General features: G+C 68.7%; 23 protein-coding genes. 17 read left to right on the top strand and 6 right to left on the bottom strand.

Annotation, left to right across the window (positions count from 1 at the left end):
- Positions 1 to 222: 222 nt before the first annotated feature.
- The 7 genes from ACLJPD_RS00605 to ACLJPD_RS00575 all read left to right on the top strand — a co-directional run bounded on the left by ACLJPD_RS00605 (position 223) and on the right by ACLJPD_RS00575 (position 7,163).
- Positions 223 to 999 (top strand): hypothetical protein, encoded by a 777-nt coding sequence (locus ACLJPD_RS00605; protein WP_410869686.1) that lies wholly within the window; start codon positions 223 to 225, stop codon positions 997 to 999.
- Positions 989 to 1,927 carry a tRNA (adenosine(37)-N6)-dimethylallyltransferase MiaA gene (miaA, locus tag ACLJPD_RS00600; RefSeq protein WP_410869685.1) on the top strand — a complete coding sequence of 313 codons (939 nt, stop codon included), beginning with the start codon at positions 989 to 991 and terminating at the stop codon, positions 1,925 to 1,927. Before ACLJPD_RS00605 ends, miaA begins: the two co-directional genes overlap by 11 nt.
- Complete coding sequence (locus ACLJPD_RS00595) at positions 1,924 to 2,760, top strand: TrmH family RNA methyltransferase (protein WP_410869684.1); 837 nt, start codon at positions 1,924 to 1,926, stop codon at positions 2,758 to 2,760. Before miaA ends, ACLJPD_RS00595 begins: the two co-directional genes overlap by 4 nt.
- A 44-nt stretch (positions 2,761 to 2,804) precedes the next feature.
- Positions 2,805 to 3,695, top strand: a complete 891-nt coding sequence (gene dapF, locus ACLJPD_RS00590; protein ID WP_410871874.1) for a diaminopimelate epimerase — start codon at positions 2,805 to 2,807, stop codon at positions 3,693 to 3,695.
- A 163-nt stretch (positions 3,696 to 3,858) separates the two neighbouring features.
- Positions 3,859 to 5,292, top strand: a complete 1,434-nt coding sequence (hflX, locus tag ACLJPD_RS00585; RefSeq protein WP_410871873.1) for a GTPase HflX — start codon at positions 3,859 to 3,861, stop codon at positions 5,290 to 5,292.
- Between the two features lie 128 nt (positions 5,293 to 5,420).
- The gene (locus ACLJPD_RS00580) at positions 5,421 to 6,299 is read left to right on the top strand and encodes a lysophospholipid acyltransferase family protein (RefSeq protein WP_410869683.1); all 879 of its coding nucleotides are present in this window, start codon (positions 5,421 to 5,423) and stop codon (positions 6,297 to 6,299) included.
- 117 nt (positions 6,300 to 6,416) lie between these two features.
- Positions 6,417 to 7,163 carry a pirin family protein gene (locus tag ACLJPD_RS00575; RefSeq protein ID WP_410869682.1) on the top strand — a complete coding sequence of 249 codons (747 nt, stop codon included), beginning with the start codon at positions 6,417 to 6,419 and terminating at the stop codon, positions 7,161 to 7,163.
- Here ACLJPD_RS00575 and lexA read toward each other — a convergent pair.
- Positions 7,160 to 7,798: a transcriptional repressor LexA gene (gene lexA, locus ACLJPD_RS00570; RefSeq protein ID WP_410871872.1), complete on the bottom strand. Its 639-nt coding sequence runs from the start codon at positions 7,796 to 7,798 to the stop codon at positions 7,160 to 7,162. The two genes, ACLJPD_RS00575 and lexA, sit on opposite strands and share 4 nt — an antisense overlap.
- Before the next feature lie 307 nt (positions 7,799 to 8,105).
- On the opposite strand from lexA, the gene ACLJPD_RS00565 reads away from it, so the two are divergent.
- The 3 genes from ACLJPD_RS00565 (at position 8,106) to nrdR (ending at position 10,701) form a co-directional block, all read left to right on the top strand.
- Positions 8,106 to 8,783, top strand: a complete 678-nt coding sequence (locus ACLJPD_RS00565; protein WP_410869681.1) for a hypothetical protein — start codon at positions 8,106 to 8,108, stop codon at positions 8,781 to 8,783.
- A gap of 101 nt (positions 8,784 to 8,884) precedes the next feature.
- Complete coding sequence (locus tag ACLJPD_RS00560; RefSeq protein ID WP_410869680.1) at positions 8,885 to 10,171, top strand: hypothetical protein; 1,287 nt, start codon at positions 8,885 to 8,887, stop codon at positions 10,169 to 10,171.
- Between the two features lie 56 nt (positions 10,172 to 10,227).
- Complete coding sequence (gene nrdR / locus ACLJPD_RS00555) at positions 10,228 to 10,701, top strand: transcriptional regulator NrdR (RefSeq protein WP_056811361.1); 474 nt, start codon at positions 10,228 to 10,230, stop codon at positions 10,699 to 10,701.
- On the opposite strand, the gene hrpA is transcribed toward nrdR, so the two are convergent.
- The gene (gene hrpA / locus ACLJPD_RS00550; protein WP_410869679.1) at positions 10,702 to 14,883 is read right to left on the bottom strand and encodes an ATP-dependent RNA helicase HrpA; all 4,182 of its coding nucleotides are present in this window, start codon (positions 14,881 to 14,883) and stop codon (positions 10,702 to 10,704) included.
- 337 nt (positions 14,884 to 15,220) lie between these two features.
- Between hrpA and ACLJPD_RS00545 the strand changes: the two genes are divergently transcribed.
- The 4 genes from ACLJPD_RS00545 (at position 15,221) to ACLJPD_RS00530 (ending at position 20,119) form a co-directional block, all read left to right on the top strand.
- Positions 15,221 to 15,862 (top strand): Pr6Pr family membrane protein, encoded by a 642-nt coding sequence (locus tag ACLJPD_RS00545; protein WP_410869678.1) that lies wholly within the window; start codon positions 15,221 to 15,223, stop codon positions 15,860 to 15,862.
- Positions 15,863 to 15,916: 54 nt separating this feature from the next.
- On the top strand, positions 15,917 to 17,140 hold the full coding sequence (locus tag ACLJPD_RS00540; protein WP_410869677.1) for an aspartate aminotransferase family protein: 1,224 nt from the start codon (positions 15,917 to 15,919) through the stop codon (positions 17,138 to 17,140).
- A 91-nt stretch (positions 17,141 to 17,231) separates the two neighbouring features.
- Positions 17,232 to 18,290 (top strand): AAA family ATPase, encoded by a 1,059-nt coding sequence (locus ACLJPD_RS00535; protein WP_410869676.1) that lies wholly within the window; start codon positions 17,232 to 17,234, stop codon positions 18,288 to 18,290.
- 2 nt (positions 18,291 to 18,292) lie between these two features.
- Entirely contained in the window at positions 18,293 to 20,119 is a 1,827-nt protein-coding gene (locus ACLJPD_RS00530; protein WP_410869675.1) for a DUF2201 family putative metallopeptidase, read from the top strand.
- Here ACLJPD_RS00530 and ACLJPD_RS00525 read toward each other — a convergent pair.
- A complete protein-coding gene (locus tag ACLJPD_RS00525; protein WP_410869674.1) occupies positions 20,085 to 20,630 on the bottom strand; it encodes a GNAT family N-acetyltransferase in 546 nt (181 codons plus the stop codon). The two genes, ACLJPD_RS00530 and ACLJPD_RS00525, sit on opposite strands and share 35 nt — an antisense overlap.
- Before the next feature lie 103 nt (positions 20,631 to 20,733).
- Between ACLJPD_RS00525 and ACLJPD_RS00520 the strand changes: the two genes are divergently transcribed.
- Both ACLJPD_RS00520 and ACLJPD_RS00515 read left to right on the top strand, forming a co-directional pair.
- A complete protein-coding gene (locus tag ACLJPD_RS00520) occupies positions 20,734 to 21,342 on the top strand; it encodes a DUF5134 domain-containing protein (protein WP_410869673.1) in 609 nt (202 codons plus the stop codon).
- Positions 21,343 to 21,451: 109 nt separating this feature from the next.
- On the top strand, positions 21,452 to 22,732 hold the full coding sequence (locus tag ACLJPD_RS00515) for an RskA family anti-sigma factor (RefSeq protein WP_410869672.1): 1,281 nt from the start codon (positions 21,452 to 21,454) through the stop codon (positions 22,730 to 22,732).
- Between the two features lie 15 nt (positions 22,733 to 22,747).
- Here ACLJPD_RS00515 and ACLJPD_RS00510 read toward each other — a convergent pair whose 3' ends face one another.
- From ACLJPD_RS00510 to ACLJPD_RS00500, 3 genes are all read right to left on the bottom strand, one after another.
- The gene (locus ACLJPD_RS00510; RefSeq protein WP_410869671.1) at positions 22,748 to 23,449 is read right to left on the bottom strand and encodes a PhzF family phenazine biosynthesis protein; all 702 of its coding nucleotides are present in this window, start codon (positions 23,447 to 23,449) and stop codon (positions 22,748 to 22,750) included.
- A 131-nt stretch (positions 23,450 to 23,580) separates the two neighbouring features.
- Entirely contained in the window at positions 23,581 to 24,120 is a 540-nt protein-coding gene (locus ACLJPD_RS00505) for a carboxymuconolactone decarboxylase family protein (RefSeq protein WP_378905620.1), read from the bottom strand.
- Between the two features lie 44 nt (positions 24,121 to 24,164).
- Entirely contained in the window at positions 24,165 to 24,752 is a 588-nt protein-coding gene (locus tag ACLJPD_RS00500; RefSeq protein ID WP_266291067.1) for a peroxiredoxin, read from the bottom strand.
- A gap of 82 nt (positions 24,753 to 24,834) precedes the next feature.
- Here ACLJPD_RS00500 and ACLJPD_RS00495 point away from each other — a divergent pair, with 82 nt between their 5' ends.
- Complete coding sequence (locus ACLJPD_RS00495; protein ID WP_410869670.1) at positions 24,835 to 25,743, top strand: hydrogen peroxide-inducible genes activator; 909 nt, start codon at positions 24,835 to 24,837, stop codon at positions 25,741 to 25,743.
- Positions 25,744 to 25,763: the final 20 nt, after the last annotated feature.

Below are 25,763 nucleotides of genomic sequence, written 5' to 3'. Positions count from 1 at the left end.
CCCTAGCACATCCCATTGAACCCGGTCGGAGCCGCGGAAACCATTGATCCGAAGGATCGAACAGCGGATTTCCTGGGTTTTCGTCCCGGACGACGTGGGTAGTCGCACCTGAAAACACTAGCAATCTCGGCGAGCATCCCTACGCCGGACACTCGCAGACCACCGCACGCCCGCGCCGCGCCGGATGCGGCCCCGTATACGCGCTGCGGCTACGGTTACCGCGTGTTCTCGATAGCGGCCCTGGTCCCGTCGCCGCCGATGCTGGTGCCCGAACTGTGTGGGCGAGTCCCGGTGTCCGGCAGCGATCCCGACGATCCGACCCTGGTGCTGCGCGCGGCCGCCCTGGACGCCGCGGCCACTCTTGCCGCGACCGCCGACCGGTGGATCGTCGTCGGGGTCGGCAGCCATGACCGGAGCTACGGTTCGGCGACCAGGGGGACGTTTCGTGGGTTCGGTGCCGATGTCGTCGTCGGGCTCGGTCCGGTGGGCGAGCAGCCTGTTCCAGCAGACGCCCAGCTTCCCCTTCCGGTACTGATCGCCGGATGGTTGCGGGAGCAGGTCGCGCCGGGGATTTCGGTGCGGGCCAGACTGTTCGCCGCCGAATCGTCGCCCGCGGATTGCGCCGCGGCGGGCGCTGCGCTGCGTGCCGAGCTCGACAGCGCGCCGGACCCGTGCGCGGTGCTCGTCGTCGCCGACGGTGCCGCGACCCTGACGGTCAAGGCGCCCGGCTATCTCGATGAGCGGGCCCCCGCGGTTCAGCACGACCTCGACGCCGCCCTGCGCGCGGGTTCGCGGGCGGGGCTGGCCGCGCTCGTGCCGGACCTGTGCGCGGCACTGCTCGTCGACGGACGCGCCGCCTACCAGGTGCTCGGCGGTCTGTTCGCCGCGGATTCGGCCGATCCGCGGGTACGTACCCTGTATCAGGGCGCGCCCTATGGCGTCGGCTACGACGTGAGCGTGTGGCAACCCGGGGACAGGACGGTGACCAGTGACGAGTAGGCCGATCGCGGTCGTCGGTCCCACCGCCACCGGAAAGTCCGATCTCGCGCTCGACCTGGCTCGGGAACTCGACGGCGAGATCGTCAATATCGACGCGATGCAGCTCTATCGCGGGATGGATGTCGGCACCGCGAAACTGCCACCCGACCAGCGCCGCGGCATCGCCCACCATCTTCTCGACGTTCTCGACGTCACCGAGACCGCGACCGTCGCCGCCTACCAGAGCGCGGCCCGCGCCATCGTCGACGACATCATGGCGCGAGGGAAGACCCCGGTCATCGTGGGCGGCTCGATGATGTACGTGCAGGCACTGCTCGACGAGTGGGACTTTCCCGCCACCGACCCCGAAGTCCGCGCGCGCTGGGAAACACTGCTCGAACACGGCGGTGTGCAGGCGCTGCACGCGGCCCTGCGACAGGCCGACCCGGTCGCCGCGGCCACCATCCTGCCCACCGACGGCCGGCGCATGGTGCGTGCGCTCGAGGTCGTCGAACTGACCGGTCGCCCGTTCGCCGCCTCGGCCCCGACCATCGGCACCCCACGCTGGAACACCGCGATCCTCGGCGTCGACCGGGAGACCGCCGCCCTCGACGCCCGCATCGAGACCCGCACCGCCCTGATGTTCGACACCGGCCTGGTCGACGAGGTGCGCGGACTCCTCGACGCAGGCCTGCGCGAGGGTCAGACGGCCCGCCGCGCCATCGGCTACGCCCAGGTGCTGGCCTATCTCGACAACGAATACGACCTCGACCACGCCCGCGAGCGCACCCTGATCGGCACCCGCCGATACGTGCGAAGGCAGCGGTCGTGGTTTCGCCGCGATCCTCGCGTGTCCTGGGTCGACGGCGCCGATCCCGAGCTCGCCACGACCGCACTGGGCAGGCTCCGCGCAAACAACACCGAACAGACAGGACCAACAGCGCAGTGACGCGACGAGTGAGTACCCGCAACGCCTCGGTACAGGTGTGGGAGGCGTACCTCAACAACCGGAGCAAACGGTCTCGTGACGGCCGGTTCCTCGTACAGGGCGTGCGCCCGATCACCCAGGCGCTGGCCAACGACTGGCCACTGGAAACGCTGCTCTACCGGCTCGGCGGCCCCGAACTGTCGAGTTGGGCGCGCGAGGTCCTCGACACCGCCGATGTGCCGCAGGTCGGCCTGGTCCCCGAGCTCATGGCGGAATTGGGGGAGAAGGCGGCCAACGCGCCCGAGATCGTGGCGGTCGCCGTATCGCAGCAGCCGGACCTGGCCGACTACGAACCCGGCGAACCGGGGGAGGATGCCCCGGTCGTCGTCGTGTTCGATCGGCCGAACTCGCCCGGCAACCTCGGCACCCTGATCCGCTCGGCGGACGCGTTCGGCGCGTCCGGGGTGATCGTCACCGGTCACGGTGCCGATCAGTTCGACCCGCAAGCCGTGCGCGCGTCGACCGGATCGCTGTTCGCGGTGCCGGTGCTGCGCGCCGCGGGCCCCGGTCAGGTCCTCGAATTCCGGGACCGTCAGGTCGCTCGTGGCATTCCCACCCGCATCGTCGGTACCGACGAACACGCGCCGGGCACGATCTACGACCACGACTTCACCGAGGCCACGATCCTGGTCGTCGGCAACGAGACCACCGGCATGAGCTCGGCGTGGGCCGACGCCTGTGACGACCTGGTCACCATCCCGATGGGCGGCACCGCCAGCTCGCTCGGCGCGCCGTCGGCGGGCGCGATCAGCCTCTACGAGATCGCCAGACAGCGGCGCACGTTCGCCCGGTAGTGGACCCGAGCGTGGCACAGAGGACAATGGCGGACGTGTCCGACATCGAATTCAGCAAGGGCCACGGTACCCAGAACGACTTCGTGGTGCTGCCCGACCTCGAGGTGCGCCTCGACCTGGCCGCCGACCGCGTCGCCGCCCTGTGCGACCGTCAACGCGGGCTCGGCGCCGACGGTGTGCTGCGCGTGGCCAAGGCGGGCGCGCTGCTCGCGGCCGGAGTGCTGGCCGCACTGCCCGACGACGTCGGTGCCGACGACTGGTTCATGGACTACCGCAATGCCGACGGTTCGATCGCGGAGATGTGCGGCAACGGGATCAGGGTCTTCGCCCACTACCTCAATACCACCGGCCTCGAAACGCGCACCGAGTACGTCGTCGGCAGTCGCGCGGGCGCGCGTCCGGTGGTCGTGCACTCGGCGGGCCCGACCGAGGGCGAGGTCACCGTGGACATGGGAGTCGTGCGCGAACTCGGCCCCTCCACCGCCACCCTGGCGGGCTGGGCGCTGGCCGGAATCGGCATCGATGTCGGCAATCCGCACCTGGCCTGTGTCGACGACGGCATGACCGTCGACGCGCTCGCCAAGCTGGACCTGAGCGTTTCGCCCGGATTCGATCCCGACCTCTTCCCGCACGGTGTGAACGTCGAGATCCTCACCGCCCTCGACGCCGACAACGCCGTCGACATGCGTGTCTACGAGCGTGGTGTCGGCGAGACCCGTTCCTGCGGAACCGGGACCGTGGCCGCGGCGGCTGCCGCGCTGACCGCGTCGGGCGTGTCGATCGGTACCGAATCCGGCGAGGTGACGGTGCGTGTGCCCGGCGGGCAGGTGCGCGTGACCTTCGCCGACGGACGTGCCTGGTTGCGCGGTCCCTCGGTGCTCCTTGCCACGGGAACGCTGTCGCGACAGTGGTGGGACGCGCAGGAGGACCGATAACCATGTGCACGCTGTCGCCCGGACATGGCAGCATGGAGAACGTATGACGAAACCAGTAGAACCCACAGAATCCACATCGGCCGAGCAGAACGGTGCGGCCGATCCCGACGTCGCCGCCGACCGCGGTGACGTCGATGATGCGCTGGCCCGCCACGCGGCCCGCATGAAACAGCCCGGTTGGGCGGCCGAACCGACCAGGGGTGAGATGCAGCTCGACGAGCGCACCTCGCTGCGCCGCGTCGCCGGGCTGTCCACCGAGCTCACCGACATCACCGAGGTCGAGTACCGCCAGCTGCGCCTCGAGCGCGTCGTGCTGGTCGGTGTCTGGACCACCGGCAGTTCCGCCCAGGCCGACGCGAGCATGGTCGAGCTGGCCGCGCTCGCCGAGACGGCGGGCTCGGAGGTCCTCGAGGCGCTCATCCAGCGCCGCGACAAGCCCGACCCGGCCACCTATATCGGTTCCGGCAAGGCCGAAGAGCTGCGCACCATCGTCCTCGACACCGGCGCCGACACCGTGATCTGCGACGGTGAGCTCACTCCCGCGCAGCTCACCGCGCTGGAGAAGGTCGTGAAGGTGAAGGTCATCGACCGCACCGCGCTGATCCTCGACATCTTCGCCCAGCACGCCACCTCCCGCGAGGGCAAGGCCCAGGTCGCGCTGGCGCAGATGGAATACATGCTGCCCCGCCTGCGCGGCTGGGGTGAGTCGATGTCGCGTCAGGCCGGTGGCCGCGCGGGTGGCGCGGGCGGTGGTGTCGGTACGCGTGGTCCCGGTGAGACCAAGATCGAAACCGATCGTCGCCGCATCCGCGAGCGGATGGCCAAGCTGCGTCGCGAGATCCGGGAGATGAAGACCGCCCGCGACACCATGCGCGCACGCCGCAGCGAGAGCGGGGTGCCCTCGATCGCGATCGTCGGTTATACCAACGCGGGCAAGTCCAGCCTGATGAACGCGCTCACCGGCGCCGGCCTGCTCGTACAGGACGCGCTGTTCGCCACGCTCGACCCGACCACCCGCCGGGCCGCGCTCGACGACGGCCGCGAGATGGTGTTCACCGACACCGTCGGCTTCGTCCGGCACCTGCCGACCCAGCTGGTCGAGGCCTTCCGCTCCACCCTGGAAGAAGTCACCGGCGCCGACCTGCTGCTGCATGTCGTCGACGGTTCCGACCCGCTGCCGCTCGAGCAGATCAGGGCGGTGCGCGAGGTGATCACCGACGTGATCAAGGAGCAGGGCACGCAGGCGCCGCCGGAACTGCTGGTGGTCAACAAGATCGATGCCGCCGACCCGAACGAGCTCACCCGGTTGCGTGGCATGTTGCCGAACGCGGCCTTCGTCTCCGCGCAGACCGGTGCGGGCGTGGAGGAGTTGCGCGAGCGGCTCCCCGAGGTGCTCGGCGGACTCGATGTCGACATCAGTGTGCTGCTGCCCTACAGCCGCGGCGACCTGCTGGCCCGGATCCACGCCGACGGCCGGATCGTCACCGCCGACCACGAGGAGGGTGGCACCCGGGTTCGCGCGCGCGTGCCGCACGCCTTGGCCGCCGCCCTGTCCGAGTACGCCCACTCCGGTCCCGCCGAGCCGGCGCTCAGCTGATCTTTCCCGCTGGTTTGCCTGCCGGTTGCGGACAAATGCCGATGCGACACAGTCATTCTCGGACGCTATGGTCGAAGAGCGACAGACAGGAGGGTGTTATGTCGAACGACCATGATGGTACGGAAATTATGACGGAGAACAGGGTTTCGCAGGGCGACCCTGCTCTCTCGGCCGGAGTCCTGTCGGACGGAGCGCCGTTGGACCCGGCGCCGAGTGAATGGGATATCCGCGCCTTCGAAGCGTTGTTCGCGCCGGTGCGGTTGTGGACCAGCCCGAAGTTCTACGGCTTGGACAACATTCCGGCCGAAGGGCCGGTGCTGATCGTGGCCAACCACAACCTGCTCGGCGGGATCGACGCGCCGCTGATCATGCCCGCGATCCTGCGTGAGCGCGGCAGGCTGGTGCGTGGTCTGGCCGAGCATGTGCTGATGGTGCCCGGCGTGCGGGATTTCCTGCACCATTTCGGCACGGTGCGTGGAACTCGCTCGAACTGCCTGGCACTGCTCGAACGCGGGGAAGCGGTGGTGGTGTTCCCCGGCGGCGGCCGTGAGGCGATCCGCCGCCAGGGCGAGAAGTACGAACTGAAGTGGGAGGGTCGCACCGGTTTCGCGCGGATGGCGATCCAGGCCGGGGTGCCGATCGTGCCGTTGGCGATGATCGGCATCGACGATGCCTACGACATCGTCTTCGACGGTCAGCACCCGGTGATGTCCCCGGTGCGCTGGACGTGCCGACTGCTCGGTATCAATACCGAGCTGAGTCCGCCGCTCGTCAAGGGCATCGGCCCGACCCCATTGCCCCGCCCGGAACGGTTCTACTTCTCGGCGGGCGCGCCCATCGACCCCACACCGTGGATGGAAGCCGACGACCTCGACGGTGCGGCCGCGGATCTGCGTGATGTGGTGCGCAAGGGGCTCGAGGAAGAACTGCAGTTCCTGTTCAACGAGCGGGAGCGCGATACCGGCCGCACACTGGTCGGCCGCCTGCGCAACGCGCTGCCCTGGTGACCGGAATCGCCTGATCGGTGGGATCGGCGCCGCGGGAGGGCCACATACGGAATGCCCGCGGCGCCGATGTCGTTACCCAGTGATGCGGACCAGGGTCCGGATGGCGAAAGGGTAGCGATGATCGTGACGGAACAGGTCCAGGTCGTTCCTGGTGGCGACCGCAGACGCTGGCGCAACGAGTGGCTCGACTCGCGGCAATCGTTCCCGGCCACCGGCAACTTCGTGCTCGAGGACTACGCGCACGGCCTGCTGCTCGTTCACAACGAGGACATCGTCGACCCCGGCGAGGGCTTCGACACCCATCAGCACCGCGACACCGAGATCCTCACCTGGGTGCTGGAAGGCACCGTGGTGCACCAGGATTCGACCGGCCATGCGGGCCTGATCCAGCCGGGCCTCGCGCAGCGGATGAGCGCGGGCACCGGCATCCTGCATTCGGAGCGCAACGGGGCGGGCTATCGGGAGAAGCAGCGTCTGCACGTCGTGCAGATGTGGATTCCGCCGGACACCACGGGCGTCGCCGCCAGCTATCAGGAACTCGACATCGAGGGTGAACTCGCCCGCAACACACTGATTCCGGTGGCATCCGGCATGCCGCGCCATCGCGGCGAGACGGCGATCGGGATCGGCAACCGCCACGCCGCCTTCCATGTCGCGCGGCTGGACCCCGGGCAGGCGATCACGATCCCCGACGCACCCTACGGCCACGTTTTCCTCGCGCGTGGCACCGTCGACTACGAGGGCTACGGCACCCTCGAGCAGGGTGACGCCGTGCGCCTGACAGCGACGGGCGGCCACCGCGTGACCGCCGTGACCGCCGCCGAGTTACTGGTCTGGGAGATGACCGCGACCGCGCGCCGCTAGATCTTGCGGATGACCGTGACGACCTTGCCCAGAATTTGCGCGTCGTTGCCGGGGATCGGCTCGAAGTGCGGGTTGTGCGGCATCAGCCACACGTCCTTGCCGCTGCGCTTGAAGGTCTTCACGGTGGCCTCGCCGTCGATCATCGCGGCGACGATGTCGCCACCCTCGGCGACGTTCTGTTGACGCACCACCACGAAGTCGCCGTCGCAGATGGCCGCGTCGATCATCGACTGGCCGACCACCTTGAGCAGAAACAGTGAACCCTCGCCGACGAGTTCGCGCGGAAGCGGGAACACGTCCTCCACGGCCTGCTCGGCCAGGATCGGGCCACCGGCGGCGATGCGGCCGAGGACCGGGACGAAGGTCGGGGTCGGGCGACTCGGGTCGACCTCGTCGGTCTGCTGGGGGAGCGTGGTGACCGAGCGGACCGCCTCGTCGAGCCCGCGGACATTCACCGCGCGTGGCCGATTCGGGTCGCGGCGTAGATAGCCCTTGCGTTCGAGGGCGCGCAGCTGATGAGCCACCGAGGAGGTGGAGGTGAGGCCGACCGCGTCGCCGATCTCGCGGATGCTGGGCGGATAGCCCCGTTCGGTCACCGAGGACCGGATGACATCGAGGACCGTGCGTTGACGCACGGTGAGATCCGTTCCGGATCCCGATGTGACGGTGCCGGTGCCGCTTTCGTCACCCGTGTCGTCTGTGTGGGTCACCGTGTCCCGCCCTTCTGAGTTGTCGAATTCGGTCTCTCGAGGCTAGTCGGGCCACGCCGAACAATCAAACATCTGTTCGAGCATGTCGGGCGTTTCGTGCTGACAGCGGCGCCGAGATCTGGTAGAAATCGAACATCAGTTCGTCGCACATGTGTTCGAACAGCGGGAGGCATCGCCGCCTCACCAGTACTTTCTCGCAGCAGCGGAGCACACCACCCCGGAGGTTCTTCCGATGAGCACAGCAACCAGCGCCCTGCGTTCCTCAGACCCGACCACGGCCGAGGAGCCGACGCTTCGCCGGCGCCGGACCGCCCGTGCCCCTCGACGTTTCACCTTGGTCCGGTCGACGAAGTCGCAGCCCGTGGCCGCCGATCAGCGGCCGGTCCGAGTCTCATCGCCGGCGCTGCCCCCGAGTTCCGCCGCGCCCGCGGATGTCTCGCGCAGTATCGTCCGATCCGGCGTGTTGAGCGCGCCCGCGAACGCCATGCCCGCCGCCGACATCGTCCGTGCCGCGCGGCGGATCGCACTCACCGACGCCGAACTCGATCTCGCCTTCGCCACCGTGCCGCGCAGTGAACCGGCGCGCCGAACCCGCGAGGTCGTCCGTCCGTCGGCGGATCGCGGCCCGCGCCAGCGCGCGCCGCGTAGTGAACTCTCGCTCTATGCGCGCGGTCCCGTGCGCGTGGGCCGTGCCGAGGGCACGCATCCGCTGCGCCGGGTCGAGCAGGCCAAGGTCGGATTCGCGGCGCTGGCTGTGACGGCGCTGGTGACCGCGCTGATCGTCGTGGCCTTTCTCGGGCTGGCGCACGTACAGGCGGGCGGTTTCGTCGACCGGGTCGACTCGACAACCCCCGGCATGTCGGAGCAGGCGGGATTCGGGTCCGGCCCGCAGTTCGAACCGGGGAGATGAGTCGAAAATAGTGACGCGGAAGCGTTTTCGGGCGGGATTCACGGCGGTCAAGATCATCGGAATCGATGAATCGGACACTAAAACTAGAACACGTTGCTACGGTGGCGGGCATCGGAGAATCGGGGCGGGGACCCCCGGTCGAACCCGGATGCGAGGTCTCGGTGCGACGCTGCTCGATCGCTCTGCTGCTCAGTGTGGTGCTCGGTGCGCTACTGGCACCCGCCGCGCACGCGGTGCCCACGTACACCGCATACCTCGATCTACCTGCGCTCAACGGCGACGGCGAATACGGTGGCGGCCTGCACCCGGAGCTCCCGTTGGCGCAGCCACCCCTGCGCGACGCGCTCAACCGGGCGCGGGCCGACGGCATCGACCCGGCGCGGTATGCGACGCTGCTGCACCAGTACTGGCTCGTCGTCGGCACCGACAACGCCGCGATCGACCTCCGAGCCTGGGCGCCCGAGCGTGGCGTCGCGGCCAACTCGGCCACCTTCAGTCAGGTGTACGTCAACTATTTTCGGCTCGCCGCCACCCGCTCCGATCTCTACTGGGCAGGTATGGCCGGTATCGCGGGCGCGTCCTTCGCCGCGGGTTTCTTCGACGTCGGCGACGTCGCCGGCATTGCCTCGGTGGGTGGAATCCACGAACTCGGCAACGCTGTCGCCGGCCTGCTGCGTGCCACCCCGCCGGAACTGGTCACCGGGGTTCCCTCCGATATCACCGGCCTGGCCGCTCTCGGCCCACGCCTGACCGCCGCCGATCTGGCCTGGTATCAGACCCGGCTGACGATCATGCAGAAGCACATCTTCATCGACCTGGTCCCGATGCACGAGGCCTACCTCGCCGACGGCATGGCGGGCATCGACGAGATGGCCGCGGCGGGCCTGCTCGACGACGCCATGCGGGTGGCCTGGCGCGGAATCGACGGCGGCACCGAAGCGGGCCGCGCCGACGCCCTGGTCACCATGGCCGATCGCGAACAGAATCAGATCGTCGCCGACCAGTGGGACGTGACCGCGCGCGGACGCGACGGTATGGGGCGAGTGCTCACCTATGTCACCACCATCGCGGGTAAGCCCGCAGTCCCCGGCACCCGTGCTCCCGGCGTGTACGCCCCGGTCACGGTGTGGTCGCCGATCGCCGCGGGCAGTCCGCTGGGTCTGCGGATGCCGCTGCCCGCGTTCAACTGGGCCGACCGGCAGACCCGCTGGGACTACATCACCGCCGACCTGCTGCCACGCCACTACGACCTCGCGACCGACGCGGCAGACGCGCTGGCGGTGTACCGCGAACCGTTCGCCGCCAAGCTCGACCGCGGCAGGCTGTTCGCCCGGTTACCCGACATCATCGCGGACCTGACCACGCAGTGGCAGGTTGTGCCATCCTGACCGGTATCCTGTCAAGAGCCATGGAATAAAATGCGCATCGACGAAGGAACCCTCGGATGCATTGCCCGTACTGCCGACACCCCGACTCGCGCGTCGTCGACTCGCGGGAAGCCGAGGAGGGCACCGCGATCCGCCGTCGTCGTTCCTGCCCCAGCTGTGGGCGCCGGTTCACCACGGTCGAGACCGCGATCCTGTCGGTGGTCAAGCGCAGTGGCGTGACCGAGCCGTTCAGTCGCGAAAAGGTCATCGTCGGTGTGCGCCGGGCCTGTCAGGGCCGTGAGGTCGACGACGACGCCCTGAACCTGCTGGCTCAGCAGGTCGAAGACGCGGTGCGCGCCAAGGGTTCTCCCGAGGTACCGAGCCACGAGGTCGGCCTCGCCATCCTCGGCCCCCTGCGCGACCTCGACGAAGTGGCCTACCTGCGCTTCGCCTCGGTCTACCGATCCTTCACCAGCGCAGCCGATTTCGAACGCGAGATCACCGAGATGCGCGCGGCGCGCGAGGCCGCGGCCGTCGCCGCGACCGACTGATCAGCGTCGAATCGAGCTGATGGCCTTCTCGATGCGCTTGGCCGACACCGGATAGGGCGTACCCAGTTTCTGGGCGAACAGGCTGACCCGCAGTTCCTCGATCATCCACCAGATCTCGGTGACATCGCGCGCGTTCTTGCGGGCGGGCGGCAGTGCGCGCACGAGCTTGTCGTAGGCGACGAGCATCCGGTTCACCTCGACCATCGCCTGCCGGTCGCGCACCGCCGAACCCGGTAGCGATTCCAGACGCTGTGCCGCGGCGAGGAGGTAGCGCGGGAGTTCACCCAGCCGCACCCGACCCCATTCGGCGACGAAACCGGGGAACAGCAGGTCCTCGAGCTGCTGACGCACGTCGTCGGCGATGTCGGTTTCGAGGGTGTCGGCGAGCGCGGCACGCGCCTGCTGGGCGGCGGCGAGTACTGGCACGACGGTGCGGATCAGCGCGACGACGGTCGTGGACAGCTGTGGGCGGACGGCCGCCACCAGCGCGTCGAACGCCGCGGGCGAGCGAACCGGGCCGCCCGCCTTGGCGATCAGCTCGTCGGCAGCGGCGACGCGGCAGTCCTCGACCAGCTTGTCCAGGGAACCGTCGGGGTTCTGGCTCAGTGCCAGCCGATCGCGGGCCGGTAGTCCGGCGGTGACCGCACGCGTCGAGGTGGGGATCGCGGCGAGCAGTAGCGTGCGCACGCCCGCGCGCATCGCGGCCGCCTGCTCGCCGGGCGAGCTGAGCACGCGCACCGCCACACCCTCGCCCTCGGGGACGAGCGCCGGGTACCCGGTCACCGTCTGGCCCGCGACTTCACGGGTCACGGTCGGTGCGACCGAACCGAGGGATTCCGAGGTCCACACCGTCGCGGGCGCCCGCTCGGCGCCTGCTGTCACCCGGGCGACCGACGCCGAAACCTGTTCGGCCAGTTGCACTTTCAGCTGCTGCAGACTCTTGCCCTTGGCAAGGACCTTGCCGCTGCGATCAACTGCGGCGAAGGTCATCCGCAGGTGATCCGGGAGCGCGGCGGGGGAGAGGTCGTCGGTGGTGATGGTGACCGAACCCAGTCGGGACAGTTCTCGGGACAGCCCGGTGCGCAGTGGTTCGGCGCGCGGCGTCAGCCCGCGCAACGCCGCCGACGCGAAGTCGGGCGCGGGAACGACCGCGCGCCGCAACGCTTTCGGCAGCGTCTTGATGAACGCGGCAGCCAGTTCCTCGCGCATGCCGGGCACCAGCCAGTCGAAGCCGACCGCGCGGACGTGCGCGAGCTGCTCCACCGGGATTCGCGCGGTCACGCCGTCGTCGTCCTGGCCGGGCTCGAACTGGTAGGTCAGCGGGAAGCTGAGCTCACCCTGGCGCCAGGCGTCGGGGAAGTCGGTCGGGTCGAGCGTGGCGGCGCCGGCATTGACCACGGTGTCGGTCGAGAAGTCCAGCAGTGCGGGATCTGTGCGTTCGGTCTTGCGCCACCAGCTGTCGAAATGGCGCACCGACACGATGTCGGCGGGGATGCGCTGGTCGTAGAACTCGAACAGCACTTCGTCATCGACGAGGATGTCGCGCCGTCGCGCCCGGTGCTCGAGATCGGCGACATCGTCGATGAGGGCGCGATTGCGGGCGAAGAACCCGTGCCGCGTCTGCCATTCGCCCTGTACGAGGGCATGGCGCAGGAACAGCTCGCGCGACAGTTCCGGGTCGATGCGCCCGAAGTCGACGGGCCGCCCGGTCACCAGGGGCACCCCGTACAGCGTCGCCCGCTCGTAGGCGCGCGCCGAACCACGCTTGGACGACCAATGTGGTTCGGAGTAAGTACGTTTCACCAGCTCACCGGCAAGCCGTTCGGCCCACTCCGGCTCCACCTTGGCCACGATCCGCCCCCACAGCCGCGAGGTCTCCACGAGTTCGGCCGCCATCACCCAGCGCGGCGCCTTCTTGGCCAGCGACGAACCGGGAAAGATCATGAACTTCGCATTGCGCGCGCCGAGGAACTCCCGCGACTCCGCCTCGCGCACACCGATATGCGAGAGCATGCCCGCCAGCAGTGACTGATGGATCTGTGTACTCGGCCACGGCATCGCGTCGTCGTCGGCCGAATCCGCAGACGTCCGAACGGGTTTCGATGCGGTCTGGCCTGACCGATCACCGCGTTGCGCTCTGTCGTCCCCGCGTGGCGTCGCGTCCTTACCGCGGCCGCGGGACCGTCTGCCCTGTCGGGGACGATCGCTCTCGGCGGGCGTGCCTGCGGCGGCGCCGTGCGACCCGCTCGCTCCGGAAGCCGACTCCGTCACCGCGCGTTCGGAACTCACCGGTGCGCCCGCGTCGTTCCAGCCCATCCCGCGGGCAATGGTGCGCAACTGGCCGTGTAGGTCCTGCCACTCCCTGATTCGCAGGTAGTGCAGGAACTCGTCGCGGCACATCCGGCGGAACTGGTTGGACGACAGCGACTTCCGCTGTTCGGTCAGGTAGTCCCACAGGCGCAGATAGGCCAGGAAGTCCGAGCCTTCGACGACGAAACGCGCATGCTGGGCGTCGGCGGCCTGCTGATGCTCCACGGGTCGTTCGCGCACATCCTGAATCGACAGCGCCGCGACGATGATCAGCACCTCGTCGAGACAGCCGTTGCGCTGTGCTTCGACGAGCATCCGCGCCATCCGCGGATCCACCGGCAGTTGCGCCATCTCCCGGCCGGTCGGGGTCAGGGTGAGATGGCCGTCCGAATCCGCTTCGCCGTCAAGAGATTTCGAACTCCCGTGCGCCAGCGCGCCGAGTTCTTCGAGCAGGGCGATGCCGTCGCGAATGGCCCGACGATCGGGGGCCTCCACGAACGGGAAGCTCTCGATATCGCCCAGGCCCAGCGCCGTCATCTGCAGAATGACCGCGGCCAGGTTGGTGCGCAGGATCTCCGGCTCGGTGAACGCGGGGCGCGCCTCGAAATCGTCCTCGGAATACAGCCGGATACAGATGCCGTCGGCCACGCGCCCACAGCGACCCGATCGCTGTCGCGCCGAGGCCTGCGAGACCTCTTCGATCGGCAGCCGCTGCACCTTCGTGCGCATCGAATAGCGCGAAATGCGGGCTGTACCAGGGTCGATGACGTAACGGATGCCCGGCACCGTCAGCGAGGTCTCGGCGACATTGGTGGCCAGCACCACCCGGCGACCGGTATGCGGGGCGAACACCCTGTGCTGTTCGGCGGCCGAGAGCCGCGCGTACAGCGGCACTATCTCGGTGCGGGGCAGTTTGAGGTCGCGCAGGGCGTCGGCGGTGTCGCGGATCTCGCGTTCACCCGACAGGAACACCAGCACGTCACCGTCACCCTCGGCGAACAGTTCGACGACCCCGTCGGCGATGGCGTCGGTGGGATCGCGGTCGACGACACGGGTGTCCTCGTCCTCGTCGGATCCGGGCAGTTCCAGCGACAGCGGCCGGTACCGCAACTCCACCGGATACGAGCGACCCGACACTTCCACGATCGGCGCGGGCGTGCCCTGCGCATCGGCGAAATGGCGGGCGAACAGTTCGGGATCGATGGTCGCCGAGGTGATGATCACCTTGAGATCGGGCCGCTGCGGCAACAATTGCTTCAGGTACCCGAGCAGGAAGTCGATATTGAGGCTGCGTTCGTGGGCCTCGTCGATGATGATCGTGTCGTAGCGGCGCAGCATCCGGTCGCGCTGGATCTCGGCAAGCAGGATGCCGTCGGTCATGAGTTTGACCAGCGTGCGGTCCGAGGCCTGATCGGTGAAGCGGACGGTGTAGCCGACCACGTCACCGAGTTCGGTGCCCAGTTCCTCGGCGATGCGCTCGGCCACGGTGCGCGCGGCGAGCCTGCGCGGCTGGGTATGGCCGATCGTGGCGCGGATGCCGCGACCGAGTTCCAGGCAGATCTTCGGAATCTGGGTGGTCTTGCCCGAACCGGTCTCACCGGCCACGATCACGACCTGATTGGCGGCGATGGCGGCGGCGATGTCGTCGCGACGCGCGGAAACGGGGAGCTGTTCGGGGTAGGTGATCCGCGGAAGCGCCGCGCGGCGATTGGCCACGCGGGTCTCGGCGGCGGCGATCTCGGCCTCTACGGCGGGTAGGTCGTCGGGGCGAGAACGGTCGAGCTTGCGCCGAAGCCGGTGTTCGTCGCGCAGCGAGACCTCCGCCAGGCGATCGCGAAGCGCGCGGGTTCCGGTGCGAGATGTCCTGGTCATTGCGGCTACCAGCCTAATGGACACAGGCGCGACAGCGTTCCTCGGTCATTCGCGCACGGCCGGAGCGAATGCGCAGGTACGCCTAGCGAAGGCCGCCACCGGATTTTTCCGGCATTGCCCGCTAGCGCGTTCACGGAGACCAACGACACACCACGATGGGCACCGCTCGCGTTCCGCGAGTCCTGCGCCCGCTCGCGACGCGAGGGCTGAACTCCCGCTTGCGCTCGACCCAGCGTGCGAAGATCCCGGCGTGGGCGGTTGAGGTACGGACGTGACGATGCACGGCGCGGTAGCTCTCGTATCCACGCGGGCACCCGCAGTCCCGGAGGGAGACAGCATGAGCGCGTCGGTGAGTACTGCGTGGTGGATCAGGGCGTACCGGATCGGGTTCGGGCTGCTCGGCGTGCTCGCCCTGCTGTGGATTCCGATCCGCAATATCGACTCGGCGAGCTTCTCGCTCACGAATTACCTGAGTTACTTCACCATCGAATCCAACGTGCTGACGGTGATCGTGCTGCTCGTCGGCGGCACCCTGGCCCCACAAAGCCAACGCTGGCATACCTTCCGCGGCGCCGTCACCCTCTACATGCTGATCACGATGGTCGTGTACGCCGTCCTGCTGGCCGATGTCGACGTGATGCTCACCGACAAGTGGATCAACGATGTCCTCCATCGCATCATCCCGCTGGTCCTGCTGCTGGACTGGTTGTTCGTCGCGATGGCGAAACGCCTGCGCGCCACTCCCGAACTGATCGGCCTGTGGCTGATCTTCCCGGTGGCCTATGGCGTCTACAGCCTGATCCGCGGCCCGATCGTCGACTGGTACCCGTACCCGTTCATCGACCCTCGGACCCAGGGCTATGTGTCACTGACGATCGGGCTGGTGGTGTTGCTGGTGGTGTTCGTCGTGCTCGCGGTTGCCATGGCATCGCTGGGTGACCTGCCCGCTCGGTGGCGCGAACGCAAGTCCGCGGACTGACTCAGCGGTGGGCCAGGTGCGCGCGTCGCACCAGGGTGCGGTAAATGTGGAGCCATGAATGCGCTCTGGCATGGATTCGCCGATATGGGTGCCGTCAATCGTGACGGTGCGTTCGTTGTCGCTCGCGGCGAGGGCGCCTACGTCTTCGACACCGCGGGCAAGCGGTACCTCGACGCCACCGCCGGGCTGTGGTTCGCCAATGTCGGGCACGGTCGCGGCGAGATCGCCGACGCCGTCGCCGACCAGTTGCGCACCATCGCGCACTACTCCAACTTCGGCGATCTCACCGAAGCCCCCACTCAGGAACTCGCCGAGAAGCTGTCGTCGATCGCCCCCGTTCCCGGCAGCAAGATCTTCTTCACCTCCGGCGGTTCCGACTCGGTGGAGACCGCGGCCAAGCTGGCCCGGCGCTACTGGCACGAACAGGGCCGCGCCGACAAGAAGATCCTGGTCGGGCGCCGGCTGGCCTACCACGGCATGCATTACGCGAGCACCGCGCTCGGCGGGCTGACGCCGAACAAGGAGGGCTACGGCGTGCTGGTGGACGACACCCGCACCGTCGAATGGGACGACGCGAAGTCCCTGCTCGCCCTGATCGAAGAGGTCGGCGCCGAACGGATCGCCGCGTTCTTCTGCGAACCGATCATCGGCGCAGGCGGGGTGTACCTGCCACCGGAGGGCTACCTGGCCGAGGTCCGCCAGATCTGCCGCGACCACGACATCCTGTTCGTCGCCGACGAGGTCGTCACCGGTTTCGGCCGTATCGGCGGCTCCTGGTTCGCCTCCACCCGCTTCGACCTGCAGCCCGACCTGATGACCACCGCCAAAGGCCTCACCTCCGGCTACCTCCCGATGGGCGCGGTCTTCATCGCCCCCCACCTGGCCGAACCCTTCTACGCGGGCGGCACCTGGTTCCGCCACGGCTACACCTACGGCGGCCACGCCGGTGCCGCCGCCGCGGCACTGGCCAACCTCGCCATCGTCGAACGCGAAGGTCTGCTCGAAGAAGCCGCGCGCCTCGAATCCACCCTCCACACCGCCCTGGCGCCGCTGGCCGAGCACCCTCGCGTCGCCGAGGTTCGCAGCGGTCTGGGCGCCGTGGCGGCCGTGCAGCTCGCCGACCCATCGGAGGGCCCCGCCCTGGTGAAAACCCTGCGCGAACACGGCATCTCGGGCCGCGCAGCCGGCGCGGGCGCCATGCAGATCTCACCGTCGTTCGTTATGACCGATGCCCAGGTCGCCGACCTCGCTGACGGATTCGCCCGCGCCCTCGGCTGACCCCGATCACCTCGTCCGCGAAAACTCGCTGGCGAGCCCAACGCAAGCCGGGCTAGCCTCCCCTGTTCAGCTCGAACAGGGGAGGACCCGCGTGCAATCATCGGTGACCGTCACACCGGATCAACTACCGGAGTTGCTGCTGCACGTCGCGGTGGTGCGACCGGTATTCCTGTGGGGCGCACCGGGAATCGGCAAGAGCTCCCTGGTGCGAACCTTCGCCGACTCCCTCGGCCTCGAATGCGTCACCCTGCTCGGCACCCAACTCGCCCCCGAGGACCTGATCGGTGTCCCGCAGATCATCGACGATCGCAGCCGATTCGCACCGCCGGAGATGATCGCGCGTCCGGAGCCGTACTGCCTGTTCCTCGACGAACTCAACGCCGCCTCGCCGGAGGTGCAGAAGTCGTTCTACTCACTGATCCTGGATCGCCGGATCGGCACCTACGAACTGCCCGCCGGATCGGTCGTGATCGGCGCGGGCAATCGCGCCACCGACAACGCGCTCGCCCGGCCGATGGCTTCGGCGCTGGTCAACCGCATGGTGCATCTGCACCTGCGGGCCGATGTCGACGACTGGCTGAAGTGGGCCGCCACCAACGACATTCACCCCTGGATCATCCGCTACCTCACCCAGCGCCCGGACCACCTGTGGTCGGCGCCGCCCAAGACCGAGGCCCCGTTCTCCACGCCCCGCGGCTGGCACATGCTCTCCGACGCGCTGCACTCCTGCGGTGACGACATCGACGACACGACCCTGCAGGTCCTCGCGGCGGGCACCCTCACCCTCGGCCACAGCTCCGGCTTCCGCGCGTTCGTGAAAACGATCCGCCATGCCTACGACCTCGACGCGGTCATCAAGGGTGATGCGGGATGGCCGCGCGACCCGGCTGACCGTGACCTGCTGTACTTCCTGTCCGAGACGATGCGTGCCCGGCTGATCAAGGATCTCCCCGGCGACCGCGCGCACACCCCGCCGACGGTGCAGCGCTTCGTGATGCGCGCCAAGTCGCTGCTGGTGGAACTCGCCGAGATCTCGGTGGAATGCGCCCAACTGGTGATCGCCTCCGATGCCGACGGGGTGCCGGTGCTGCCGTCGTGGTTCCTCATCGAGGTGTCGCGGGATCTGCCGCGCCTGGCCGCGCGGCGCTGAGCATGTCCACCGCACGCAGGCGCCGCACGGTCGTCGATCCGTGGCAGCAGGCGGTCGAGGACGGCTGGAAGACGGTGTGCGCCCACCCGGCACTGCGCCCGCTGGCCACCCAGCTGTACCGGCTCGACGAGCGAACCCCCCGTGCGGTGTGGGCTCGGCTGACCGGGTATTCGGTCGGCTACCACCCGAAACGCCGGGCTACCGCACCGGAGTGGGCGTGGGTGTTCGCACATTGCCTGCTGCACGCCGGATTCGGGCACCTCGACCCGCGGAACACGGTGCCCGCCAATATCATCGGACTCGACTCAGAAGACGCCGAAAGGCGACGCGAGGTGCTCGCGCCACACCCCGCCTACCGCGCGGCGTGCTGCGCCGCCGTCGACACCTACCTGACGACGATGAAGATCGGCACCCGCCCCACCGACATCCCGCCGACGCCCGAGCTGGCCGACGAGCACGCTGCCGCCGCCCGGTGGCGTGATACGGCAGTACCGGACGCGTTCGTGCGCACCGGGTTCGCCGATTTTCTGCTGACCTCGGCCGAGACAGCGAAACGCGTCGACAACCCGGCCCGTTTCGCGAGGGGAATCGCGGACGCCGCCCGCGCAGCGTTGGCCACCGCGGGCGGCGAGCGCACCGCCGAAGGCGTACTACGCCACCGCACCCCATGGGACAGCGCCCTCGGCTGGTTCGTGTCGTCGTTCCCGTTGCTGGGCGCCCTCGCCGCGGGCATGACCGTCGTCGCCGACGCGGAACTCGCACGCAGCTGGGATATTTCGATCGCCGCGGTCAATGCCGAAGCCGCCGAGATCTATGTCAACCCGCTCATCGGTTTCGGTGAGGAGCAGTGGCGGTTCGTGCTCGCCCACGAAATGCTGCACGCCGCACTTCGACACGGCGAGCGGGCCGACTGGCGCGACCACTACCTGTTCAATATCGCCTGCGACTACGTGGTCAACGGGTGGCTGGTCGAGATGAATGTCGGCCAGATGCCGGAAGGCCTGCTCTACGACCCGGCGCTGAAAGGCTGTTCCGCCGAGGAGATCTACGACCGCATCGCCGTCGACCTGCGCAGACTGCGCAAACTCGCCACGCTCCGCGGCCGTGGTCTCGGCGATGTCCTCGGCGAACCACTCGTCCACCCTGGTAGCGCGGGCCGCTATGTCGACCTCGACGAGTACTACCGCAGCGCGCTGATGACCGGGCTGGCTTACCACACCGACAGTGGTCGCGGATATGTCCCGGCCGCCCTGGAACAGGCGATTCGCGCGCTCGACCAGCCACCACTGCCGTGGGATGCCCAACTGGCCCAGTGGTTCGACGAACACGTACCCACCGTCGACAAACGACGCAGTTACGCACGTGCCTCCCGCCGACAGGCCTCGACGCCCGACATCCCACGACCGGCGTGGGTGCGCCCGGAGGAGAACGTGCGGTTGCCGACTTTCGGTGTGGTCCTCGATACCTCGGGTTCGATGGACGTCACGCTGCTCGGCAAAGGGCTCGGCGCGATCGCCGCGTACGCACTGGCCAGAGATGTGCCACGTGCCAGGGTCGTCTACTGCGATGCGGCCGCCTACGACGCGGGGTACCTGCCGGTGGAAGAAATCGCCGCCGGTGTTCGGGTCCGCGGGCGAGGTGGCACGGTTCTCCAGCCCGGGATACGCCTGCTCGAACGTGCCGAGGACTTCCCGGCCGACGGTCCGATCCTGGTGATCACCGACGGGCAGTGCGACGCCCTACGGATCCGCCGCGAACACGCCTTCCTCGTCCCCGCGGGCGCCGTCCTACCGTTCACTCCCAGGGGCCCGGTCTTCCGCCTGCGCTGAGCCGATATCCCGCGCAGGATCGATCGACGCGCAGAGTGAAGAACCGGCTCAGTGGATCGGGGGAGTAGGTGCCGAAGGGTTCGCATGCGGTGAACCCGTGGCGCAGATAGAGGCGCCGGGCCGGGGCGAAGAAGTCCTCGGCGCCGGTTTCCAGGCTCAGCCGCCGATACCCACGTTCGCGGGCCACCGCGACCAGGTGGGTGAGCAGGGTGGCGGCCACGCCACGGCCGGTGTGGCCGCCAGCGGTGCGCATGGACTTGATCTCGGCGTGTTCGGCGTCGAGTTCCTTCAGCGCGCCGCACCCGACGAGGTCGTCGCCGGACCACACGCTCCACACCGTGACCGCGGGATCACGCAGGGCGTCGAGGTCGAGGGCATGCATGCTGCAGGCGGGGGTGGTGTCCGCCATTTCCGCGTGGTGGGCGGCCAGCAGCGCCCGGATCTGTGCTCCGGCGAGATCGTCGGCCACCACCCGAAGCTGGTCGACCGCGGCGGTTGGGTTATCGGTCATCAGTCCAGTTTGCGGGCCGGTGCTGACATCGAGCGATCCGGGTGGCCGCTGACCGCGGAAAACGCCGCGGGCTACCACCGTGGGTGCGAGCATGGTGGGGCGGGTGTCGACTCGAAAGTGGTGGGGAGTGGCCGATTTCGTGCAGCAGTACGCGTTCGTGCGGTGGCCGGTGGTCGCCGCGTTCGTGTTGGCGTCGCTGATCGTCGCGACCAGGTTGACCAGGCGAACACCGCCGCCGCATCGGGTCGATACCGCGTCCGACAGCGCGCACCTGCTCATGTGCCTGGTGATGCTGGCCATGCTGGTGTTCCCCGCCGCCACCGACCCGCACGCGATGCGCGGACTGCTCACCGCTCTCACCGTCGCGTTCGCGATCCTGCTCGCCGAGCGCGTCGCGCAGTGGCGCGCCGGATCGGCACCCGACGGTGTGCTGGCGCTCGGCTATCACACCGTCGCCGCCGCGGCGATGCTCTACGCGATGGCCGGGCACGGGGCGGTGCACGACGCCGGGGTGGCGACCTGGCCCGCCGTCGCGCTGGCGGTGCTGTTCGGCCTCGACGCGCTGCTGGCGCTCGGTACCGTCGGTCACCGACCGGGCTGGCACCGCTTCGTCCATCCGGCCGACGCCCACCCGCTGACCTCGGCGCTGGTGCCCCACGTGGTGATGGATATCGGGACCGCGTTCATGCTGATCGCAGCGATCGGCCGGTGAATACCGATCCACAACCGTGCGGGCTGCGAATTGCCTTAGTGTGGCGAGGAATTCGACGATGAGCGGGCAGCGTGGTCCCCGATCGACACCGGGGGTTCACGGTGCTGCCGTGCGCCCACCCGAGATCGCCGCGGACACCGACGGTCGCGAGGAGATGCGCGCGCTCTACCGCGCCACCGCCCCCGCGGCGTTCGGGTTGGCCCTGCGGGTGCTACACCGGCGCGGTGCCGCCGAAGACGTTGTCCGCGAGGGCTATCGGCGTGCGCGAGCGGCGCAGTGGATCTTCGACGAGGACGACACCGACGGGGAATCCGATTCCCGCTCCACGGAATCCGGCGACGATACCGCGGTATCCACGCCGCCGCGTCCCGTCCCGGATCTCGGCACACCGTGGGGCCGTTCGGCGTTCGTCGCGACCGAACAGCGATCCGACCTGGCTCCACACACCTACGGTTCGATGGACGTAGCGTTCGGTCGCGGCGTCTTCTACACCCATGACGGTTCCCGCCTGCCCGACGGTGCGAGCACCGACGATGCAGACGCCGACTATCCGGAGTCTCGCCACGAGGGCACCGAGGACGGCGGTCCCGGTCCCGACGCGGACCTCGGAGCCCATGCCGTCCGCCCGGGCAATGCCGGGATAGACCGTCTCGGCACGGCGCAACTGGACCTCGGCCACCTCGATCCGCAGCGATCAGGCGCGCACCCCGGCATCGAGATCGAACATCTCGGGACGGACGATCCCGGCTTACCTGCCCCGATCACCCTCGGTAGCCCGACGTTCACCGCCGACCAGTCCTGGCTGCTGGCCCAGATCCATCGCCTCGCGGTCCAGCGCCTGCGCCTTGATCGCCGCGGCGACGACATGCCGTGGCTGGCGGCCGCGGCCAGACTCGGCTTCGACGACCCGCTCGACAGCCGCTGCGAGATCTTCGTCCTCGCCTACTACGGTGGCCGCACCTACCGTGCCATCGGCCGCGAACTGGGTCTGCGCGTGCCGATGGTCACCAGACTGCTGGCCGAGAGCATCGAGCGCCTCGCCGAACAGCGCATCGACCGGTGGACGGCCAAACAGTCGTGGTGTCCACCCGGCTCGGTCCTGTCCCTGGCCGACGCCTACGCGCTCGACGCGGTCGCCGAGATCGAGCACCACCACATCGAGAGCAAACTCACCGCCACCACCCCGAACAGCCTGTCGCAGTTCGCCACCCGGGTGCGCGGTGTGCACGAAGTGCTCGCGCAGTTGGCGGCCGACGACCAGCACCCACCGCCCCGCAATCTCGAAACCCGCGTCCTCGCCGACCTGGGCGCCCCCACACCGCAGCGGCGCGGCCACTGGACGACCAAACCGCCGTGGCTGCGCCGCTCCGGCGGCCAACCGGAGCCCTAGACGCACCCGCGCTCGTCAGAGCACCACCACGTGGTCTTCGGCGACCCGTCCGCCCAGGCGAACCCAGCCGTCGGAGTCCCACTCGGTGTAGAGCTGCGAGCCCTGCCCCTGCGTGATGATCAGTCCGCGCCGTAATTGGGCGGTGAGCGCGACCGCCGCCGCTCCGGTCGCCTCGTCCTCGGCGATGCCCATCGCGGGCGCGAACATCCTGGCCCGCACCGCGCCGCGCACCTCGTCGGTCCAGGCCCAGAAATAGTGCTGGCCCTCGGTGAAGTCGACGGGCGACAGGGCCGCCAGCTCCTCGGTCGAGGGCAGTTGCCGGAAGTCGAATTTCGGCGCCCACTCGGCGCGCGCGGTGATCCAGGTCAGGCCGTCGGTCCGGTGCACGGCCACCGGGCCCGCGGGCACCTGCAAGGTGTGCACCGGCGTGCGCTGCGCATCCAGCCACCACGCGGTGCCGACGGTGGGATGCCCGGCGAAGGGCAACTCGACGACGGGTGTGTAGATGCGGACAACGGCGACGCCGTCGACGGGATCGGACACCACCGTGGTCTCGCTGAAACCCAGCCGCGCCGCCAGCTCCTGCTTGTCGAGGGCGACGACATCACCCGCGCGGGCGACCCCCAGCGCATTGCCGAGATTGCCGGCCGGATCGGTGAACACTCGGACGACCTCGACCTGGATATCCGGGGCATCGGGCACATCATGTGCGTTCATGATCGTGAGCCTACCGGGCTGCTCACCAGCGCCGATCGACCCGCGAGCGGGCGGACGTGTCCCGCTCCCGACGGCAGCGGCCCCGACCCGGAATCCGGATCGGGGCCGCACAAATCTGCGAAAGCGCCGGATCAGACGGCCGCCGAAGCCAGCGCCTCGGTCGACGCGACCGCCTGGCCGACACCGGCGACGATCGCCGCCGCCCGCAGCGACTCGAAGATCACCTCGCGCGACACACCCGCCTCGCGCAGCGTCTTCTCGTGCGCCTCGAGGCAGTGCGCGCAACCGTTGATCGAGGAGACCGCGAACGACCACAGCTCGAAATCGGCCTTGTCGACGCCGGGGTTGCCGATGATGTTCATCCGCAGACCCGCGCGCAGGTCGTCGTAACGACCGTCCAGGAACGCCTTACCGCGGTAGAACACGTTGTTCATGCCCATGATCGACGCGGCACCCAGCGCGGCGTCGTACGCCTCGGCGGAGAGCACGTCGGCGGCCTCCTCGGCGATCTCGCGCAGGGTGGTGGCCGATCGGGTGGCGGCGGCCGATGCCAGCAGGGTGCCCCACAGTTGCTGCTCGTTGAGCACCGTGGTGCGTGCCAGCGAGGACAGATTGAGCTTGAGGTCCTTGGCGTACTCGGGAAGAGAGTTCTTCAGGTTCTCGATGCTCATGACAGTGGGGCTCCTCTGGGGTGTTTCGGTGGGGAAGGGGTGAATCAGACGCTGGCCGAAAGCAGTTCGCCCGCGTCGATGGTCGGGTCGCCCTTCTTCCAGTTGCAGGCGCACAGCTCGTCGGACTGCAGGGCGTCGAGCACGCGCAGGACCTCGTCGACATTGCGGCCGACCGAACCGGCGGTCACCGAGACGAACTGCACCTCGTTGTTCGGGTCGACGATGAAGGTGGCGCGGTCGGCGACGCCGTCGGCGTTGAGAACACCGGTGGCGGTGGCCAGTTCACGCTTGAGGTCCGACAGCATCGGGAAGGGCAGGGTCTTGAGATCCTCGTGCTGGGCACGCCACTGGAAGTGCACGAACTCGTTGTCCACCGAGGCGCCGAGCACCTGGGTGTCGCGGTCGGCGAACTCGTCGTTCAGCTTGCCGAACGCGGCGATCTCGGTGGGGCATACGAAGGTGAAGTCCTTGGGCCAGAAGAACACGATGCGCCACTTGCCCGCGTGGTCGTCGCTGGTGATCTGGGTGAAGTAATCGTCGGGCTGCTGTGCGTCGACCTTGGAGAGATCGCCTCCGATGACGGCCTTGAGGTTGTACGCCGGGAACTGGTCGCCGATGGTCAGCAGAGCCATGCTTCGTCTCCTCATTGGTGGTGTGGGGTTGATGTGAGCCTACTGAAAGGTAAAGCCGATTGCCGCTCGTACACTGATAGGCGTGAGTGATCAGACTTATCAGCCAACCCTGTCGCAGCTGCGTGCGTTCGTCGCCGTCGCCGAATACCGGCATTTCGGCACCGCCGCAGCGCGTTTGACTGTGAGTCAACCCACGTTATCGCAGGCCCTGGCATCATTGGAAAACGGACTCGGGCTCCAGTTGATCGAGCGCAGCACCCGTCGGGTGCTGGTCACCGCGGCCGGGATGCGGCTGCTGCCGCAGGCCATGGCGACGCTGGAAGCCGCCGATCGTTTCGTCGCCTCGGCGACCGGCGACACCCTCGGCGGCACGCTGCGCGTGGGCATCATTCCGACCGTCGCCCCCTACGTGCTGCCAGAGCTGTTGCCCGAGTTACGCCGCAAACTGCCCGGGGTGCTGCCCCAGGTGATCGAGGACCAGACCGCGCGGCTGTTGGACGGGTTGCGCACCGGCGTGCTCGACGTGGCGGTGCTCGCGTTGCCGAGCGAAGCGAACGGCTTGATCGAGATCCCGCTCTACAGCGAGGAATTCGTGCTGGTCACGCCGCGCGGCCACGAGCTCGCCGGCCGTACCGACCTGGCCGCGCCTGCCCTCGCCGACCTACCGCTGTTGCTGCTCGACGAGGGTCACTGCCTGCGTGATCAGACCCTTGACCTGTGCCGCTCGGCCGACGTGCAACCCGGGACGGTCGGCGACACCCGCGCCGCCTCGCTGACCACGGTCGTGCAGTGCGTAGCCGGTGGGCTCGGCGTGACGCTCATTCCGGAGATGGCCGTGGCCGCCGAGACCGCGCGCGCGAATCTGGATATCGCGCGCTTCGCGGCCCCCGCTCCTGGCCGCACGATCGGGCTCGCCTATCGGGGGTCATCGGCGCGGGCCGCGGATTACGAATACCTCGCAGCGATCATTCGATCCAAGCGCCCTTTCTGATCTGGTATTCGATTCTCGAA

The organism is Nocardia sp. A7, from assembly GCF_046549215.1.
Taxonomy (GTDB): Bacteria; Actinomycetota; Actinomycetes; order Mycobacteriales; family Mycobacteriaceae; genus Nocardia.
Note: the sequence above shows the minus strand (reverse complement) of the source record. Positions and strands in the feature narration are given on the sequence as shown.